The organism is Janthinobacterium sp. GW822-FHT07A03 (genome assembly GCF_058798815.1).
The window spans coordinates 555,144-570,530 of sequence record NZ_JBXAKW010000001.1; the positions used below are offsets into that span (position 1 = coordinate 555,144).

The 15,387-nt window shown below is 64.8% G+C and carries 17 protein-coding genes and 2 tRNA genes; 13 read left to right on the forward strand and 6 right to left on the reverse strand.

Annotated elements, in window-relative coordinates; all coding sequences use genetic code 11:
• Positions 1–166 precede the first annotated feature (166 nt).
• The 3 genes from AC1RJW_RS02515 (at position 167) to AC1RJW_RS02525 (ending at position 1,082) form a co-directional block, all read left to right on the forward strand.
• Entirely contained in the window at positions 167–493 is a 327-nt protein-coding gene (locus tag AC1RJW_RS02515; RefSeq protein ID WP_475415444.1) for a Dabb family protein, read from the forward strand.
• A gap of 73 nt (positions 494–566) precedes the next feature.
• Positions 567–642, forward strand: a tRNA-Asn gene (locus AC1RJW_RS02520).
• A gap of 137 nt (positions 643–779) precedes the next feature.
• Positions 780–1,082 carry a hypothetical protein gene (locus tag AC1RJW_RS02525; RefSeq protein WP_493043174.1) on the forward strand — a complete coding sequence of 101 codons (303 nt, stop codon included), beginning with the start codon at positions 780–782 and terminating at the stop codon, positions 1,080–1,082.
• On the opposite strand, the gene AC1RJW_RS02530 is transcribed toward AC1RJW_RS02525, so the two are convergent.
• The 3 genes from AC1RJW_RS02530 to AC1RJW_RS02540 are packed head-to-tail and all read right to left on the reverse strand — an operon-like array spanning position 1,083 to position 3,324.
• On the reverse strand, positions 1,083–2,093 hold the full coding sequence (locus AC1RJW_RS02530) for a sulfotransferase (protein WP_493043175.1): 1,011 nt from the start codon (positions 2,091–2,093) through the stop codon (positions 1,083–1,085).
• On the reverse strand, positions 2,090–2,827 hold the full coding sequence (locus AC1RJW_RS02535; RefSeq protein WP_493043178.1) for an aspartyl/asparaginyl beta-hydroxylase domain-containing protein: 738 nt from the start codon (positions 2,825–2,827) through the stop codon (positions 2,090–2,092). The genes AC1RJW_RS02530 and AC1RJW_RS02535 overlap by 4 nt, the downstream gene beginning before the upstream one ends.
• Entirely contained in the window at positions 2,812–3,324 is a 513-nt protein-coding gene (locus AC1RJW_RS02540) for a GNAT family N-acetyltransferase (protein WP_493043179.1), read from the reverse strand. The genes AC1RJW_RS02535 and AC1RJW_RS02540 overlap by 16 nt, the downstream gene beginning before the upstream one ends.
• Before the next feature lie 158 nt (positions 3,325–3,482).
• On the opposite strand from AC1RJW_RS02540, the gene AC1RJW_RS02545 reads away from it, so the two are divergent.
• The 6 genes from AC1RJW_RS02545 to AC1RJW_RS02570 all read left to right on the forward strand — a co-directional run bounded on the left by AC1RJW_RS02545 (position 3,483) and on the right by AC1RJW_RS02570 (position 10,346).
• On the forward strand, positions 3,483–4,496 hold the full coding sequence (locus AC1RJW_RS02545) for an SAM-dependent methyltransferase (RefSeq protein WP_493043181.1): 1,014 nt from the start codon (positions 3,483–3,485) through the stop codon (positions 4,494–4,496).
• A 120-nt stretch (positions 4,497–4,616) separates the two neighbouring features.
• Complete coding sequence (locus tag AC1RJW_RS02550; protein ID WP_493043183.1) at positions 4,617–5,276, forward strand: sugar dehydrogenase complex small subunit; 660 nt, start codon at positions 4,617–4,619, stop codon at positions 5,274–5,276.
• Entirely contained in the window at positions 5,273–6,931 is a 1,659-nt protein-coding gene (locus AC1RJW_RS02555) for a GMC family oxidoreductase (protein WP_493043185.1), read from the forward strand. Before AC1RJW_RS02550 ends, AC1RJW_RS02555 begins: the two co-directional genes overlap by 4 nt.
• Positions 6,928–8,406: a c-type cytochrome gene (locus AC1RJW_RS02560; RefSeq protein WP_493043188.1), complete on the forward strand. Its 1,479-nt coding sequence runs from the start codon at positions 6,928–6,930 to the stop codon at positions 8,404–8,406. Before AC1RJW_RS02555 ends, AC1RJW_RS02560 begins: the two co-directional genes overlap by 4 nt.
• Before the next feature lie 140 nt (positions 8,407–8,546).
• Positions 8,547–8,948 (forward strand): GtrA family protein, encoded by a 402-nt coding sequence (locus AC1RJW_RS02565; RefSeq protein ID WP_493043190.1) that lies wholly within the window; start codon positions 8,547–8,549, stop codon positions 8,946–8,948.
• Between the two features lie 99 nt (positions 8,949–9,047).
• On the forward strand, positions 9,048–10,346 hold the full coding sequence (locus AC1RJW_RS02570; protein WP_493043192.1) for an NCS2 family permease: 1,299 nt from the start codon (positions 9,048–9,050) through the stop codon (positions 10,344–10,346).
• 96 nt (positions 10,347–10,442) lie between these two features.
• Here the strand turns inward: AC1RJW_RS02570 and AC1RJW_RS02575 are convergent, their stop codons facing one another.
• Positions 10,443–11,150, reverse strand: a complete 708-nt coding sequence (locus AC1RJW_RS02575) for a GntR family transcriptional regulator (RefSeq protein WP_493043194.1) — start codon at positions 11,148–11,150, stop codon at positions 10,443–10,445.
• A gap of 262 nt (positions 11,151–11,412) precedes the next feature.
• Here AC1RJW_RS02575 and AC1RJW_RS02580 point away from each other — a divergent pair.
• A tRNA-Asn gene (locus tag AC1RJW_RS02580) sits at positions 11,413–11,488 on the forward strand.
• Positions 11,489–11,639: 151 nt separating this feature from the next.
• Here the strand turns inward: AC1RJW_RS02580 and AC1RJW_RS02585 are convergent.
• Positions 11,640–12,023 (reverse strand): hypothetical protein, encoded by a 384-nt coding sequence (locus AC1RJW_RS02585; protein ID WP_493043195.1) that lies wholly within the window; start codon positions 12,021–12,023, stop codon positions 11,640–11,642.
• Between the two features lie 338 nt (positions 12,024–12,361).
• On the opposite strand from AC1RJW_RS02585, the gene AC1RJW_RS02590 reads away from it, so the two are divergent.
• Both AC1RJW_RS02590 and AC1RJW_RS02595 read left to right on the forward strand, forming a co-directional pair.
• Positions 12,362–13,156 (forward strand): alpha/beta fold hydrolase, encoded by a 795-nt coding sequence (locus tag AC1RJW_RS02590; RefSeq protein WP_493043196.1) that lies wholly within the window; start codon positions 12,362–12,364, stop codon positions 13,154–13,156.
• Positions 13,150–13,527, forward strand: a complete 378-nt coding sequence (locus tag AC1RJW_RS02595; protein ID WP_230505052.1) for a VOC family protein — start codon at positions 13,150–13,152, stop codon at positions 13,525–13,527. Before AC1RJW_RS02590 ends, AC1RJW_RS02595 begins: the two co-directional genes overlap by 7 nt.
• A 15-nt stretch (positions 13,528–13,542) precedes the next feature.
• On the opposite strand, the gene AC1RJW_RS02600 is transcribed toward AC1RJW_RS02595, so the two are convergent.
• A complete protein-coding gene (locus AC1RJW_RS02600) occupies positions 13,543–14,226 on the reverse strand; it encodes a hypothetical protein (RefSeq protein WP_493043197.1) in 684 nt (227 codons plus the stop codon).
• Positions 14,227–14,365: 139 nt separating this feature from the next.
• Between AC1RJW_RS02600 and AC1RJW_RS02605 the strand changes: the two genes are divergently transcribed.
• Positions 14,366–15,205 carry a M15 family metallopeptidase gene (locus AC1RJW_RS02605; protein WP_493043200.1) on the forward strand — a complete coding sequence of 280 codons (840 nt, stop codon included), beginning with the start codon at positions 14,366–14,368 and terminating at the stop codon, positions 15,203–15,205.
• The last annotated feature ends 182 nt before the right edge of the window (positions 15,206–15,387 follow it).

A 15,387-nucleotide genomic window follows, 5' to 3' on the forward strand; every position in this document is an offset into this window, starting at 1 on the left:
TGGTTGCTTGCAGGTATGGAGTGTCCATGTAGGATATTATCCGAATAACATGTTGCATATAAAAAATATCTGCAGCGCGTCCGCAGTGGCGCCATGGCGGGCCGCGGCCTGTGTCTTTTCCCGTTTTGCGCTATCCTGAATGCAACCCCATAGGAGAGTTGCCACCATGACCTGTTCCATTCCCCTGCGCCATATCGTCCTGTGTGATTTTCTTGAGGACATCACACCGGCCAAGCATGCCGAGCTGGTCTATGAGTTTTCCCAGCTTAAGAACCGCATTCCCGGCGTGCTGCAATTCGAATGGGGGCCGAACGTCAGCCCGGAAGGCCTCGATGACGGCTTTACCGATTGCTTCAGCTTGAGCTTTGCCGATACGGGCGCGCGCGATGCGTATCTGACCCATGCGGCGCACCAGGCTTTTGTCGAGCTGCTTAAGCCATGGCTGGGCCGCGTACTCGTGTTCGACTATCATCCGCAGGAAAATCCCGGCTGAGAGGCGCCGCGCATAAATTTTTTCGCGTAAATCTGGACAACTGAAAATTTGCGCTATAGAATGCGGCCTCTTTTCCCTGATAGCTCAGTTGGTAGAGCGACGGACTGTTAATCCGCAGGTCCCTGGTTCGAGTCCAGGTCGGGGAGCCAGAACATCAGCAGTATCGAAAAGCCCAGCCCTTAGCGGTTGGGCTTTTTGCATTGTGACATTTCACGCAGATTTGCCAAAAAGCATCTGTCATACTGCATGGCACATTTGCTGCCTCCGGATGAACACAAGCCTCCCTATGAAGAATATTTGCGCCCTGGTGCTGATGCTGGCCGCCGGCATCGTCTACGCGCCCCTTGCTGGCGGCCAAGGACGCCAGCCGCCATCCGAAGCAAAGGTCAAGCAGCAGATCATCGCCGAGTCGATTGCCGCCTATCCTGGGCGCTGCCCCTGTCCCTACAATGCCGCCAGGAATGGCAGCGCTTGCGGGGGACGCAGCGCATGGAGCAGGAAGGGCGGTTACGCCCCCCTTTGCTACGAACGCGAAATCAGCAGCGAGATGGTGCGCAAGTGGCGCGAGGAAAATGCCGCCGCGCTGTGACTATTGCCCCATGCGCAACGCTTCCAGCGCCAGATAGGCCGGTTGCAACTGCGCGGCGATGGGGGCCAGGCCGTGTGCCGCGGACACTGGCGAGTCGCCGTGGTAGGCCGTGCCGTATTTCGCGTGCACGCCGCCGCGTGCACGCATCGCTTGCCGCTGCGTCGCTGTGGGGGCGATGCCGAAGCGGGGCAGCAAGTCGCTGAACAGGATGTCCGGCAATTGACTGTAGTTGATTAACTGCAATTGGCAGGCGGCTGCATGGGGCAGGGCGGCGTCGAACAGGCTGGCCAGCACCAGGCCCGTATACCCATCGAGATCGCCCGGCGCCAGCTGGTGCGCGGGCAGCGGCAGCTGGGCCGGGGGCAGCGTGCCAGGCGCCATTTGCGGGCCGCGCTGGCGCTGGTGCGAGGCCAGCACGGCGTGCGGTTCGCGGTAGACGAACAGGCAGGGCGTGCCGGGAAACGCCTGGCGCAGCAGGTCCAGGCTGTGGATGTGCCAGCAATCGAACTTGATGAGGAAATGCGTCTCCTCGCCCGTGCGGCGCTGGCCCAGGGCCAGGATGGCCTGGCGCAGCAGGGCGATGCCGGCGGCCGGGTCCGCACCGTCGTGATACAGGCGCAGCAGTGAGTCGACGACGGGCGGCTCGGACATGACTATGCATTGCGGCAACGACGCCAGCAGCTGGCTCAGCAAGGTTGAGCCGCAGCGCGAGACGTGGAAGATGAAGGCGTCGGGCGCCAGGCAATCGTCGAAGCTGGCCAGCGCCGAGGCGGGCGTGCGGCAGAAGCGGCGTTCGTCCGGCTGCTGGGACTTGAGCGTGTTGACAAAGAACGCGTCGGTGAAGCGCCGCTGCCCCAGATGGCGCCAGCAGACGGATACGTCGCCCGTTTGCGCATCGCGTTCGGCGTACACGGGAAACCAGTGCCGCATCGCCATGCCGGCCTGCCAGGCCAGCGCTTCTCCCCTGGCCAGATATTGTTCCTGCTGGGCAAGGCCGTACATGGCTGTCATGCCGCCGCTCCCCGGGCCCGTGCCGCCAGTTCGCTGGCCAGCGCCAGCGAGGCTGGCGTCGGGACGGCGCGCAGCTGGGCAATGATGGCTTGCACATTGCCATCATGGATGTTGGCGTCACCATACTTGGGCCGCGCCTTCGGCACGAAGCCGGCGGCGGCAAACAGCGCTTCCAGCCAGCCGTTGCTGACGCAGTCGAGCACGAGGTGGATGCGCGGCGCGCTTCCCTGGTTGTGCACCGCGTGCAGGCAGCTGGCGTCCATGTACCAGGCGTGTCCGGCAGTAAAATGCACGGTCTCGCCATCGATGGTAAACAGCACTTGCGGTGAGGTGTAGATGGGGATGTGGACGCGGATCAGGCCATCGGCCAGCGATGTGCCGGCGTCGCGGTGCGCGCGGATGAGGGCGCCCGGCGCCAGCGCCAGCAGGCGCGCGGAGTTGATCTCGCAGGCAAAGCTGGCGAGCACCTCGCGCAGGCAGGGGCAGCGCGCCAGTTGCGGCGTGCCGGCATAGGCGGCGCCATCGACGGGCATGATGTGGCCGGCTGCCCCGCCGGGCGAGCGCAGCGGCACGCAGCTCCAGCCCTGGTCGTAGGCGCCCGTATTGAAATGGCTGAGCCACTCGCCGGCGGCGAACTGGTCGCTGTCGCGCTGCATGCGCGCCACGTCAAAGTGCAGCGGCAGCTGCAGCCAGGTGCTGGGTGGATTCGGCGCCGGCACTATGGCGCGCTCCATTCCAGTTGTTCCTGCACCTCGTTTTCCCCGCGCAGGCGAAAACCCAGCCGCTGGTACAGCGCGCGCGCGGCGGTGTTGCTTTTATTGACGGCAAGGTGGATATCCCGCTGCTCCGCGCCCGCTTGCGCCTGCAGGCCGCGCAGCACGGCGCTGCCGGCGCCCTGGCCTTGCGCGGCGGGCAGGATGGCGATGTCGACCAGGTGCAGCACCTGGTCCTGGCGGTCCAGGATCAGGCGGCCGATGGGGGTGTCGCCTTGCTGCAGCACCAGATACGCGGCGTGCGGATACGCTTGCCGATAGCCGTGGCTTTGCATGCGGCGCTGCATGGCGATCAGCTGTTCGATAACGGCGGGATCGGCCGGCATCTGGCGCAGGTCGTCGCGCGTGGAGCTGTACAGCGCGGCAGCAAAATCATCGTCGTCGTCGCGCTGGGCGCGCAACTGGTAGGGGGCGGGCAGGCTGGCGAGGGTGAGGTCGGAATGCGGCATGGCGTGCATCGGTGCTCCGGTAGGGCGTTGCGGATGGTGGCGGATGGTGGCAAATCAGCAGACGTTTATTTATTTGCTATGCTGCCAATTTTTCCGCGTACTTGCAATCATTTCAAGGAAGCCGCCATGTATTCTGTCTTTATCTTGCCATGCCCGTGGAGCCGCGCGTGAATCCGGCACGCGCGGAACTGGCCGCCATCGCGGCCGCGCTGTGCGATCCGCAGCGCTCGCTGGCCAGCCTGGTCGGCGACACGGTGCAGCTGCGCCAGCTGGTGGAACGCCACTCGCGCTTGTCCATGGACGGGCCGGACGGCTTGCGCGATGGCGAAAGCTTCCTGCCCAGCGGCTGGGCTATCTCGCCAGTGCAGGCGGGACTGTGCGCGCGCGAGCCGTACCGCAGCGCCGCCTTCATCCAGGGGCTGGCGCTGGCCGTGCGCGAGCGCCTGGACGCGAGCGGCGGACGGCCCGTGCGCGTGCTGTATGCGGGCTGCGGCCCGTTTGCCTTGCTGGCCTTGCCCGTGATGGCCGTGCTGGACGCCAGCCAGGTGCGGTTTGCCATCCTCGACGTGCATGCCGAGACCCTGGCGTATGCGCGCGACATGATTGCGGCCCTGGGCCTGGATAGCCATGTGACGGCATACATTTGCGCCGACGCGGCCGCCTGGCGCATTCCTGCCGGCGCCATGCCGGACGTGATCGTCAGCGAAACCATGAATACGGCGCTGGGCAAGGAGCCGCAGGTGGCCATCCTGCGCAATCTGCACGCGCAGGCGCCTGTGGCGGCGCTGCTGCCGGCAGCCGTCACCGTGCACCTGGGCCTGGTCCGGCGTGCGCCGGATGCGCCGTGCACGGACTGGGGCCGCATATTTGCGCTCGATGCGGACGCCTTGCGCGCCTGGCAGGAGACACAGGACGGGCGGGGCGACCGCTTGCCGGCCGCCAGCATCCGCCTGCCCGAGGTGCTGCAGCAGGCGCCGCGATTGCTGACGCGCATCCGCGTGCATGGCGACATCGTCCTGGGCGACCACGATTGCAGCCTGAACCTCCCATTGCCTTTGCCGGGCAAGCCGACCCTGGCGGGCGGCAGCGTGCTCGATTTCCATTACCGGCTGGGGAGCCAGCCGGGATTGGCATTTTGCCTGAGCGAAACGCCGGAAGTGCACAAGGAAAATCCTCAGTAGTAATACTACATTGGCAGACAATTTACTTCTGTAGGATAATATGGAACCGGTTCCATATGCGCAAACGCAATGTAACGCAATCATCGAAGTCAACAAAACAACAAGTCTTGCGGGAGTCTCATGAACTATCCAGGCAGCCAACCATTTGCAACATCCGTTTCATCCCTTCCCCGCATCAGCCGCCGCCACGCCCTGATCGGCCTGGCCGCCTTGCTGGCGCAGGCCGGTTTCTGGAGCAATCCCCTGTCGGCCGCCATGCAGGCGCCGGCCAGCGCTGCGGCGCCCGGCTTGGCGCCCGCCACCATGCTGTTCTACAGCTTGTCGCAAACGATCACGGGCCACCGCGACCTGTCCGCCGCGACGGCGGCGCGCATCGAGCAAGCCATGCGCGTCAACGTGCCCGGCTTTGCCGAGCGCTTGCCGCAGCTGGGCGCGCTGCTCGTCACGGGCCAGGAAGCCAAGGCGCTGCTGGCGGCCGCCACCGCTGCGGACGCCGGCTTGCGCGAGTTGGCGCTGGCCATCGTCGCCGCCTGGTACACGGGCACCGTCGCCGGCAATGCGGCGCAGGGCACGAAGTCCATCGTCGTCGCGTATGCGGAAGCCTTGATGTACCGCACGGTGGCCGATGGCCAGGTCGTGCCCACCTATTGCAATTACGGCCCCTTGTGGTGGCTGAAGGCGCCGCCGGCCGTGGGCGTCTCCGCGCCCGTGGCGCCCAAACCCGTACCGGCCCCGGCCACTACCGGCACTCCCGAACCGAAAGACAAGCAAGCAAAATGAAATCCCCCCAATTCAAGAGTAATGGCGACGTCGTCGCCGATGTCGTCATCGTCGGCACGGGTGTCGTCGGCGCCATGATGGCCGACCAGCTGGCCGCGCAAGGCCATTCCGTGATCATGCTGGAAGCGGGCCTGCGCATCGAGCGGGGGCAAGCCGTGGAAAACTGGCGCAACATGCCGTTCGAGAACCGCGTCGGCTCCGACTTCCAGGGTCTGTATCCGCAGGCGGATAACGCGCCCGCGCCCCTGTATTTCCCGAAGAATAACTACGTGGAATTGTCCGGCCCCAGCGGCAGCAGTTTCCAGCAGGGCTATCTGCGCACGGTGGGCGGCACGACCTGGCACTGGGCGGCGTCGTGCTGGCGCCACTTGCCGTCCGACATGCGCATGAAAAGCGATTACGGCGTCGGGCGCGACTGGGCTATTTCTTACGATGAACTGGAACCGTACTATTGCCGCGCCGAGCAGGAAATGGGCGTGGCCGGCCCCAACGATCCCGCCTTGCAGTCGCCCAGCGAGCGCAGCGCGCCGTATCCGATGGACATGGTGCCCTGGGGCTATGGCGACAAGCGCTTCGCCGAAGTGGTCAACCCGCACGGCTACCGTTCCGTGCCGATCCCGCAAGGCCGTTCGACGCGCCCGTGGCAGGGCCGTCCCACCTGCTGCGGCAACAACAATTGCCAGCCGATCTGCCCGATTGGCGCCATGTACAACGGCATCCACCACGTGGAGCGGGCCGAGCTGAAAGGCGCGGGCGTGCTGGCCGAGGCCGTCGTCTACCGTATCGACACGGACCAGAACAACCGCGTGACGGCCGTGCACTGGTATGACGCCAATAAACAGTCGCACATGGCGACGGGCAAGGCCTTCGTGATTGCCTGTAACGGCATCGAAACGCCCCGTTTGCTGCTCCTGGCGGCCAACCGGAACAATCCGAACGGCATCGCCAACAGTTCGGATCAAGTGGGCCGCAACATGATGGACCATTCGGGCTTCCACTGTACCTTCCTCGCCAATGAGCCGATCTGGACGGGCCGTGGCCCCGCGCAAAGCAGTTGCCTCGTGGGCCCGCGCGACGGCGCCTTCCGCGCGCAGTATTCGGCCAACAAGATGATCCTGAACAATATCACCAGGGTCGGACCTGCTACGCAGCAATCCCTGAAGCTGGGCCTGGTGGGCAAGGATCTCGACGACGAGATCCGCCGCCGCGCCGCGTTCGGCGTGGACCTGTCGATCAGCCTGGAACCGCTGCCTGAAGCGCACAACCGTTTGACCTTGAGCAAGACGCGCAAGGACCCGCTGGGCCTGGCCTGTCCCGACATTTATTACGACGTGGGCGACTACGTGCGCGATGGCGCGAAGGCAGCGCATGCGCAGCTCGAACACATCGGCAAGCTGTTCGGCGCCGTGGAATTCCATATCACCGAGAGCCTGAACGCGAACAACCACATCATGGGCGGCGTCATCATGGGCAGTAACCGTCTTGACTCCGTGGTCGACGGCAATTGCCGCGCCCACGACCACGCCAATTTGTGGCTGCCGGGCGGCGGCGCCATGCCGTCGGCCAGCGTCGTCAACACCACCCTCAGCATGGCCGCGCTCGGCTTGCGCGCGGCCGACGACATCGCCCGCACCCTGGCAAGGGAGGCAGCATGATGCGCCGTTTCTTGCTGGGCCTGACCCTGGCGGCCGGCTTGCCGCTGGCCGCGCGTGCTTTACCACCTGTGCCGCCGGCGCCGCCCGTCACCCTGACGCCGGACCGTCCGGCCGCGCCTGCCGCAAGCACAGCCGCCAAGCCCGATGCACGCCTGGAGCGGGGCCGCTACCTGGCCATCGCGGCCGATTGCATGGCCTGCCATACGGCAGCGGGCGGCAAGCCGTATGCGGGCGGCTACGCCATCGATTCCCCGCTGGGCACGATTTATGCCACGAATATCACGCCATCGAAAAAAGGCGGCATCGGCCATTACACGGAAAGCGACTTTGCGCGCGCCCTGCGCGAAGGCGTGCGCGCCGATGGCAGCCATCTGTACCCGGCCATGCCCTACACCAGCTACGCGCAGCTGACGGACGGGGACGTGGGCGACCTGTATTACTACTTCATGCAGGCCGTCCAGCCCGTCGATGAACCGGCGCGCCAGACGGCCCTGCCATTCCCGTTCAATGTGCGCCTGTCGATGCTGGGCTGGAATACTTTGTTCCTCGACAATAAACGCTTTGTGCCAGATCCAGGCAAGAGCGCGCAGATCAACCGCGGTGCCTACCTGGCCGAAGGCCTGGCGCACTGCAGCGCCTGCCATACGCCGCGCAACGCGCTGATGGCGGAAATCGGCAGCCAGACCCTGGCGGGCGCCTCGCTCGGCTCCTGGCATGCGCCGAACATCACGTCCGACAAGGTCAGCGGCATCGGCGCGTGGACGGATGCGGAACTCACGGCCTACCTGAAGACGGGTCACGTGGAGGGCAAGGGACAGGCGGCGGGCGGCATGGCCGAGGCCATCCAGAACAGCCTGCAATTTTTGCGCGACGATGACGTGGCCGCCATCGTCGCGTGGCTGCGCACGGTGCCGCCCGTGCGCGCGCCGGGGCAGACCAGGGCGGCCTTCAGCCATGGCAGTGCCGCCAGCGAGGAAGCGGTATTGCGCGGCATGACCGGTGCCACCGAGCGCCATTCCTTGAATAGCGGCGCCGTGCTGTTTTCCGGCTATTGCGCCAGCTGCCATTCGGCCAGCGGCGCCGGCAGCACGGGGCAAAGCTACCCGGCCCTGTTCAACAACACGGCGACGGGCGGCAACACGCCGGCCAACCTGGTCTCGGCCATCCTGTTTGGCGTCGAGCGCAAGATCGAAGGGGAAGAGCACGAAGCGTTCATGCCCCGTTTCGACCAGCGCTCCTACGTGCAGCCCTTGACGGACGAGCAGATCGCCTCGATCGCCAATTACGTGCTGAAACAGTATGGCAACCCGGACGTGTCGGTGACGCCCGCCTACGTGGCGCAGGCACGCAGCGGCGGCGAAAAACCGCTGCTGGCGCGCGTGCAGCCGTTCATGCTTCCGGGCGGCATCGTGGGTATCTTGCTGGTGATCGCGCTGTTTGTGTGGCTGCGCCGGCGCCGTCAAGGCAAGGAATAAGTGTCGAAACGGCGGCGAATATGAACGTTGGGCGCAACTTGCAGTAAAATGCAGGCTGAAAAATGGTTACGAGCAATCGTAGCCATTTTTTATTCTGCCCCGATCCTGGCGATTGTTTCCGCCTCATTTGAAAATTGACAATGTCCCATTCCCTGCATCACCAATTCTTGCGTTTCGCCGCCGTCGGCGCTTCCGGCACGGCCGTGCAATACAGCGTGCTGTGGGGTGGCGTGGAATGGGCCGGCATCAGCGCCGCCGCCGCTTCCGGCATCGGCTACATCATGGGTTCCGTCGTCAACTACCTTCTCAATTACTTTTTCACGTTTAAAAGCGACAAGGGGCACGGCGAGGCGGCCAGCAAGTATTTCACCCTGCTGGGCATCGGCTGGTGCATCAATACGGGGCTGATGTGGCTGCTGGTGCACCAGCTGGGCTGGTATTACTGGCTGGCGCAGGTGCTGGCGACGGGCATCGGGCTGGTCTGGAATTTCGCGGGCAGCCGCTGGTGGGCCTTCAAGCCGGCCGGCGCGCCAGGCAAGTAATCAAGTAATCAAGTAAGCAAGCAAGTAGTTGTTGCAAGAAAAAAAGATGCGCATAGTCCAAGACCAGGCGCGCGGTTTTACCAAAACAAGGGGTTAATCATGCAGTTCCTGGAACGCTATTTCAAACTGAAGGACAACGGGACCAATGTGCGCACGGAGCTGCTGGCCGGCCTGACCACGTTCCTGACGATGGCCTACATCATCTTCGTCAACCCGTCCATCCTCGGCGACGCGGGCATGCCGAAAGACTCCGTGTTTGTCGCCACCTGCCTGGCGGCCGCCATCGGCACCCTGATCATGGGCCTGTACGCGAACTATCCGATCGCGCTGGCGCCGGGCATGGGCCTGAATGCGTATTTCTCGTACACGGTCGTCAAGGGCATGGGCATGAGCTGGGAAGTGGCGCTGGGCGCCGTCTTCATTTCCGGCTGCCTGTTCATCCTGGTCAGTCTGTTCAAGGTGCGCGAAATGATCATCAACAGCATCCCGCCCGCGCTGCGCACGGCCATCACGGTGGGTATCGGCCTGTTCCTGGCCATCATTTCGCTGAAAAGCGCCGGCGTGGTGGTGTCGAACCCCGCCACCATCATCGCTTTGGGCGACTTGCACCAGGCGGCGCCCATCCTGGCCATTCTCGGTTTCTTCATCATCGTCGCGCTGGACCGCCTGAAAGTGCCGGGCGCCATCCTGATCGGCATCCTCACCATCACCGTCGCCAGCTTCTTCTTCGGCGGCAACCAGTTCAACGGCATCGTCTCGGCGCCGCCCGCCATCGAACCGACCCTGTTCAAGCTCGACATCATGGGCGCGCTGTCGATCGGCATCGTCAACGTGGTGCTGGTATTTTTCCTGGTGGAATTGTTCGATGCGACGGGCACCCTGATGGGCGTGGCCAACCGTGCCGGTTTGTTGAAAGACGGCAAGATGGAGCGCATGAACAAGGCCTTGCTGGCCGACAGTACGGCGATTGCCGCCGGCGCCTGCCTGGGCACATCCAGCACCACGGCCTTCGTGGAAAGCGCTGCCGGCGTGCAAGCGGGTGGCCGCACGGGCTTGACGGCCGTGGCCGTGGCGCTGCTGTTCCTGGGCAGCCTGTTCTTCGCCCCGCTGGCGCACACGGTGCCGCCGTACGCGACGGCGCCCGCGCTGCTGTATGTGGCGTGCCTGATGCTGCGCGAACTGACGTATATCGACTGGGATGACAGCACGGAAAGCATTCCTGCCGCCATCACGGCGCTGATGATGCCGTTTACCTATTCGGTGGCCAGCGGCGTGGCCTTCGGCTTCATCACCTATGCGGTATTGAAACTGTTGACGGGCAAGGGCAAGCAAGTGTCCGTGGTGGCCTACATCATCGCCGCCATCTTCCTGTTCAAGTTTATCTACCTGGGCGAATAGCCGGCAGAGCAGGGCAGCCGCCGGTCATCCGGCGCTGCAATTGCCAAAAAAAGGCCGCCCGGGCACCAGCAGGGCGGCTTTTTTTTGGGGCGCGACTTACATCAGCAGCGCGGCCACCAGGTCTTTTTTGGCGTCGCCGGCGCTGCCGTCGAAGCGCAAGGCCGCTTCCACGTGCGCCAGGTGCTCGACCATCAGGCGCGCCGCCAGGTCGGCGTCACCGCTGCGCGCCGCGTCGAGAAAACGGCCGTGTTCATCGCACGAGCAGGCCGCGGCGTGGCCCGACTGGTACAGCATGGTGATGAGCGAGCTGCGTCCCACCAGTTCGCGCACGATGTCGCGCAGCACGGCGTTGCCGGCGATGTCGGCCAGCAAGACGTGGAAGTCGCCCAGCAGTTGCGAGCGCAGCGGCGTCGCTTGCGCCAGCGCAAGGCGTTCCGCTTTCAGGTGCCGCTCCAGCATCCGGTAGTCGGCGGGTCTGGCCCGCGCGACGAATGCGCGCGCCAGGGCCGCTTCGATGATGCGCCGCGCGGCGAAGATGTCGCGCGCTTCCGCTTCGGTGGGCTGGCTGACGAAGGCGCCCTTGTCGGGCACCATACGGATCAGTTTGTCTTTCGAGAGTATGAGCAGGGCGGCGCGGATCTTGGTGCGGCTGACGCCATACAGCCGGCACAGCGCTTCTTCGCGCAGCCGCGTGCCGGGCGGTAATTGGCGCGCCACGATGGCGGCCGCCATATGCTCGGCAATTTCCGCCGAACTGTCGCCGCTGCCGGGCTTGTCCACCAGGGATGCGCTTGATTCTGTCATGTCGGATGAGAGCAGTCAGCCAGGGGCAAGGCTGAGCCTTGCAAGCGCATGTCCGCGCGGCGGCGTGGTTGACGCCCCGCTGCCGGCATGCCGTTGTGTGCCTTCCATATCGGCAAGGCATGGCTATTCTACTAGCTTGCCTGGCGGCGCGCAGACGGGCGCAGCAGCAGCCCGCAAGCTTGCTGGCGCAAGGGCCTGTTTTTGCCGGCATGCAGCAACAACTGGACATGAGAAATTTTGACGTATATAATTCGGCCTCCTTTCCCTGATAGCTCAGTTGGTAGAGCGACGGACTGTTAATCCGCAGGTCCCTGGTTCGAGTCCAGGTCGGGGAGCCAGAACAAGCAGTAACAAAGGGCCACGTGGCAACACGTGGCCCTTTTGTCATGCGCGCACGGTTTTCAGCCATGCTTGCCATCCCGTCAGTGCATCAACGGCCTGCACGATGCCGGCCCGCTGGTGGCAGGGGCATGCGCAGCTTGTCCCGGATCAGGGATCGACAAATACGTCGAAACGCACCTTGAGCGGGCTGCCCCAGGAGATTTCCACCCAGGCCCGGAAGCCGCCGTTATATGGCGCGATGTTGTATACGGCCATGCGGGCGGCGCCAATGAAACGGTCCTGGGCATTCGCGCCATATTCGCTGATGTTGAGAAATACGCGCGAATTGGCGTGCACATTGGCATTGGTGAAGTTGACAGAAGGATGCACGCCATTGGCCGTCCACGTGTAGTAGGTGGTGAAGGCGGCGGGGCTCAGGTTCAAGTCCTGTGCGGCCGCGCCTTTGGCGCTTTGGCCTTCCTGTTCCATCGGCGCATCGGTTTCTTCCAGTGCCAGGTTGCTGCCGGTGCGATGTTCTACTTTCATTTCCATGATGTACTCCTGATCGATAGTTTGGACGCCGCGCCTGTCGTCGTGCGGCAAGACGCCCTATCTGTTGCCGTGACGGCCAGTGTCACGTCCTGGCTGATAAGGTAGCCGCCTGCTCCATGCTGTTGGAGTAAGCCATTCTAGGCAAACGCGCGGGCAAAAAGCGCGCGGCGCCGCTGGAAAAACAGCGCGAACTTGTGCTGGCGCAAACACCTTGCAGGCAAGGGGTGAGATCTTTTCCAGCTGGCTATTTTTACGGGGACGCCACGCATGCCGCGCAGGACAATGGCACAATAGGCCCAGCCGACCTGCCGATGCGCAACCTGTTGCGAGCCTAGCCCATGCCGATACTGAACCTGAGTGCCGAAACCGATATCTATTACGAGCTGATCGACGGCGATCCCGCCAAGCCCTGCCTGGTATTCCTGCACGAGGGCCTCGGCTGTTGTGCGATGTGGAAAGACTTCCCCGCGCAGCTCTGCCAGGCGACGGGCTGCCGCGGCTTGCTGTATGACCGCCACGGCTATGGACAGTCGTCGCCGCTGGCGGCGCGCCGCCAGCTCCATTACCTGCACGACTACGCGTTGTGCGAGCTGCCGCAGGTGCTCGCGGCACTGCTGCCGGGGCAGGACCATTTTCTCGTCGGCCACTCCGATGGCGGCAGCATCGCCCTGATCTATGCGGCGCAGCAGCCGCCGCGCTTGCGCGGCATCATCACCGAAGCGGCGCACGTGTTTGTCGAAGGCATCACGCTCGATGGCATCCGCGTGGCCGACGCGGCGTTTGGCGCGGGCAAGCTGCGCGCGCTGGCGAAATACCATGGCGACAAGACGGAAACCATCTTCAAGGCCTGGTCGGAGACTTGGCTCAGCTATGGTTTCCAGTTCTGGAATATCGAGTACCTGCTGCCCTCCGTCGAATGTCCGGCGCTGGTGGTGCAGGGCAGCGAGGACCAGTACGGCAGCGCGGCCCAGGTCGATACGATCGTGGCGCAGGCCCTCAACGCCATGCCCGCCATGGTCGAGCAGTGCGGCTATACGCCGCACCAGGAGCAGCCGCAGGCATTGCTGGCGCTGATGGAAGGCTTTTTGCAAGGCCGCATGGACGCGGCCGCTCACCCGAGAAACCCATGCTAGACCACCTCGATCACCTGGTATTGACCACCCGCGACAAGCGCGCCTGTATCGATTTCTATACGCGCGTGCTGGGCATGCAGCTGGAAACGTTTGGCGCCGGCCGCCACGCCTTCAAGTTTGGCGCGCAAAAAATCAATCTGCATGAGGCCGGCAAGGAATTCCTGCCCAAGGCGGACTTGCCCACGCCCGGCGCGCTGGACCTGTGCTTCATCGCCGCCGTGCCGCTCGACGTCTTCATCGCCCACCTGGCGGCGCTGGGGATTGCCATCGAGGAAGGACCGGTGGCCCGCACGGGCGCCAACTGGCCCATCCGTTCTATCTATCTGCGCGACCCGGACCGCAACCTGATCGAAGTCTCCGAACGCGCCTGAGCTTCCCCCGGGCACTCAATGGCAGGCGGGATCGCTGTCCCAGCGGCCCGAGCAGATGCGCGAACGGCACAGCATGCCTTCGATCAGGCCCAGCTGCTGACAGCGCCGCAACAGCTCCTCCGTTTCCTGCTCCTGCTGGCGCAGCACGACGTCGCGCACGGGCGGCACCGTGCCTTCCTGCCGGTGCGCATGGGCGACCATCGCCGTCAGCAGGGCGACGTCGCTGTCGCCGGGCGCGGCAGCCGGCTTCGCTCCCGGTGGACGGGCGGCCGCCAGGCGCGCGGGCGGCGGCGCCAGGCGCGGCGCGTTTGCGCTTGCTGCAGTGGCGGACGCCGCAGGCACGGGCGGTCCCGCCATATTCACGATGGTGGCCGCCTGCGCCGCGTGCGGCAACACCGTTGGCGCTGGCACCACGGGCACCGTCATGGCCGTGGCGGGGGTTGTCGGCAGGGGCAGGGGCAGGACCTCCGTGTCGTAGGCAAGCACGGCCGTGATCAGTACCGCCAGGCACAGCGCGCCGGCCGCCCAGTGCCGCCAGCCGGGGCGCCAGCGCAGGGCCGGCATGGCCGCGGGTGCGGCGACGCCGTGTTCGAGCTGCGACAGGATGCCCTTGCCTTCGATGCGCGCGCCAGCCGCGCCGGCCTTGCTCAGCAGGTCAGGACCGCGTGTCTGGCCAGCCCCGGTTTTCAGTAAAGACAAAATATCACCTCCGCAGTGGATCAAATTCGACTGACCTTGATGTAAACCGTGCTCATGCGGACCACGGACGCCTACGATCTAGCGATACCGCCGGGAAATTGCTTGCCCGGCCCCGCCGATTCCCGTCACGGAGCGCCCCATGTTCGTCGCCCTGGTCCTGATGTATTTCCTGCTCGCCTGTTTTGCCTGCTGGCTGCTGCTGTTTCCCGGCGGCCGCGCCATCGTGCTGCATACGCTCGTCAACCTGGGCTGGCGCATGCAGCGGCGCGCGCAGGGGCTGCAGCGGGGCGGCGGCGCGCAGTGGCAGCGCGTGCAGCGGCACACGGGCTCGGGCATGGCGCGCGCCTGGCGGCTGCTGTGGCGGCATCGCTGGCTGAGCCTGGCAGGCAGCGTGCTGGTGATCGTGCCGCCCCTGCTGGCCTGGCTGTCCAGCGACCGCATCGCCCTGCGCGGCTATGCCGATCAGCAACACGCGATCAATGACCAGGTCAGCGACCTGCTGAAAGGCGAGCAGCTGGTGCCGCCGCCGGCCTTGCCGCCGCTGCTGTTTTCCACGGCGGAGGTGACGCAGCTGCGTCCGCTGCTGGGCGGGGCCAGCCGCAACTGGCAATTGCTCGACCACGATTACGCGCAGCGCCTGCTGCTGGTCTTCAAGATCATGAAGGACGTGCATGGCTACGACATGGTCTTGCTGGAGGGCTACCGCAGCCCGGCACGCCAGGACCAGCTGGCGGCGGCCGGGCCGAACGTGACCAACGCCCGGGCGTTTCAAAGCTATCACCAGTACGGCCTGGCCGCCGATTGCGCATTCATGCATGAAGGAAAGCTCATCATTTCTGAAAAAAATGCCTGGGCCATGCGCGGCTACCGTTTATATGGCGTGACGGCCGAATCGGTGGGCCTGCGCTGGGGCGGGCGCTGGACCATGATGGATTTTGGCCACACGGAATTGCCGCAACCGCGCGTGCTGGGCAAGTAAGCCGCGCCAGCCATTCTAGCGCCGCGTACCGGGCTGATTTTCGCTGCTGCAAGCTTGCTTGCGCAGCGTCAATGGCGTGCCGGTGCCTGCCGCGTGCTGGCGCCTGGTACTTGTCATATGTCAACAAAGACCTGGCGCATTGCTGTCAGCATGGGCCGAATCCGCCTTGCTGCGCGGCGGCA

Excerpts from the sequence above, each read along its gene's own strand:
- AC1RJW_RS02515 (WP_475415444.1), top strand. The coding sequence starts at position 167 with ATGACCTGTTCCATTCCCCTGCGCCATATCGTCCTGTGTGATTTTCTT.
- AC1RJW_RS02525 (WP_493043174.1), top strand. The coding sequence starts at position 780 with ATGAAGAATATTTGCGCCCTGGTGCTGATGCTGGCCGCCGGCATCGTC.
- AC1RJW_RS02530 (WP_493043175.1), bottom strand. The coding sequence starts at position 2,093 with ATGACAGCCATGTACGGCCTTGCCCAGCAGGAACAATATCTGGCCAGG.
- AC1RJW_RS02535 (WP_493043178.1), bottom strand. The coding sequence starts at position 2,827 with ATGGAGCGCGCCATAGTGCCGGCGCCGAATCCACCCAGCACCTGGCTG.
- AC1RJW_RS02540 (WP_493043179.1), bottom strand. The coding sequence starts at position 3,324 with ATGCACGCCATGCCGCATTCCGACCTCACCCTCGCCAGCCTGCCCGCC.
- AC1RJW_RS02550 (WP_493043183.1), top strand. The coding sequence starts at position 4,617 with ATGAACTATCCAGGCAGCCAACCATTTGCAACATCCGTTTCATCCCTT.
- AC1RJW_RS02555 (WP_493043185.1), top strand. The coding sequence starts at position 5,273 with ATGAAATCCCCCCAATTCAAGAGTAATGGCGACGTCGTCGCCGATGTC.
- AC1RJW_RS02560 (WP_493043188.1), top strand. The coding sequence starts at position 6,928 with ATGATGCGCCGTTTCTTGCTGGGCCTGACCCTGGCGGCCGGCTTGCCG.
- AC1RJW_RS02565 (WP_493043190.1), top strand. The coding sequence starts at position 8,547 with ATGTCCCATTCCCTGCATCACCAATTCTTGCGTTTCGCCGCCGTCGGC.
- AC1RJW_RS02570 (WP_493043192.1), top strand. The coding sequence starts at position 9,048 with ATGCAGTTCCTGGAACGCTATTTCAAACTGAAGGACAACGGGACCAAT.
- AC1RJW_RS02575 (WP_493043194.1), bottom strand. The coding sequence starts at position 11,150 with ATGACAGAATCAAGCGCATCCCTGGTGGACAAGCCCGGCAGCGGCGAC.
- AC1RJW_RS02585 (WP_493043195.1), bottom strand. The coding sequence starts at position 12,023 with ATGGAAATGAAAGTAGAACATCGCACCGGCAGCAACCTGGCACTGGAA.
- AC1RJW_RS02590 (WP_493043196.1), top strand. The coding sequence starts at position 12,362 with ATGCCGATACTGAACCTGAGTGCCGAAACCGATATCTATTACGAGCTG.
- AC1RJW_RS02595 (WP_230505052.1), top strand. The coding sequence starts at position 13,150 with ATGCTAGACCACCTCGATCACCTGGTATTGACCACCCGCGACAAGCGC.
- AC1RJW_RS02605 (WP_493043200.1), top strand. The coding sequence starts at position 14,366 with ATGTTCGTCGCCCTGGTCCTGATGTATTTCCTGCTCGCCTGTTTTGCC.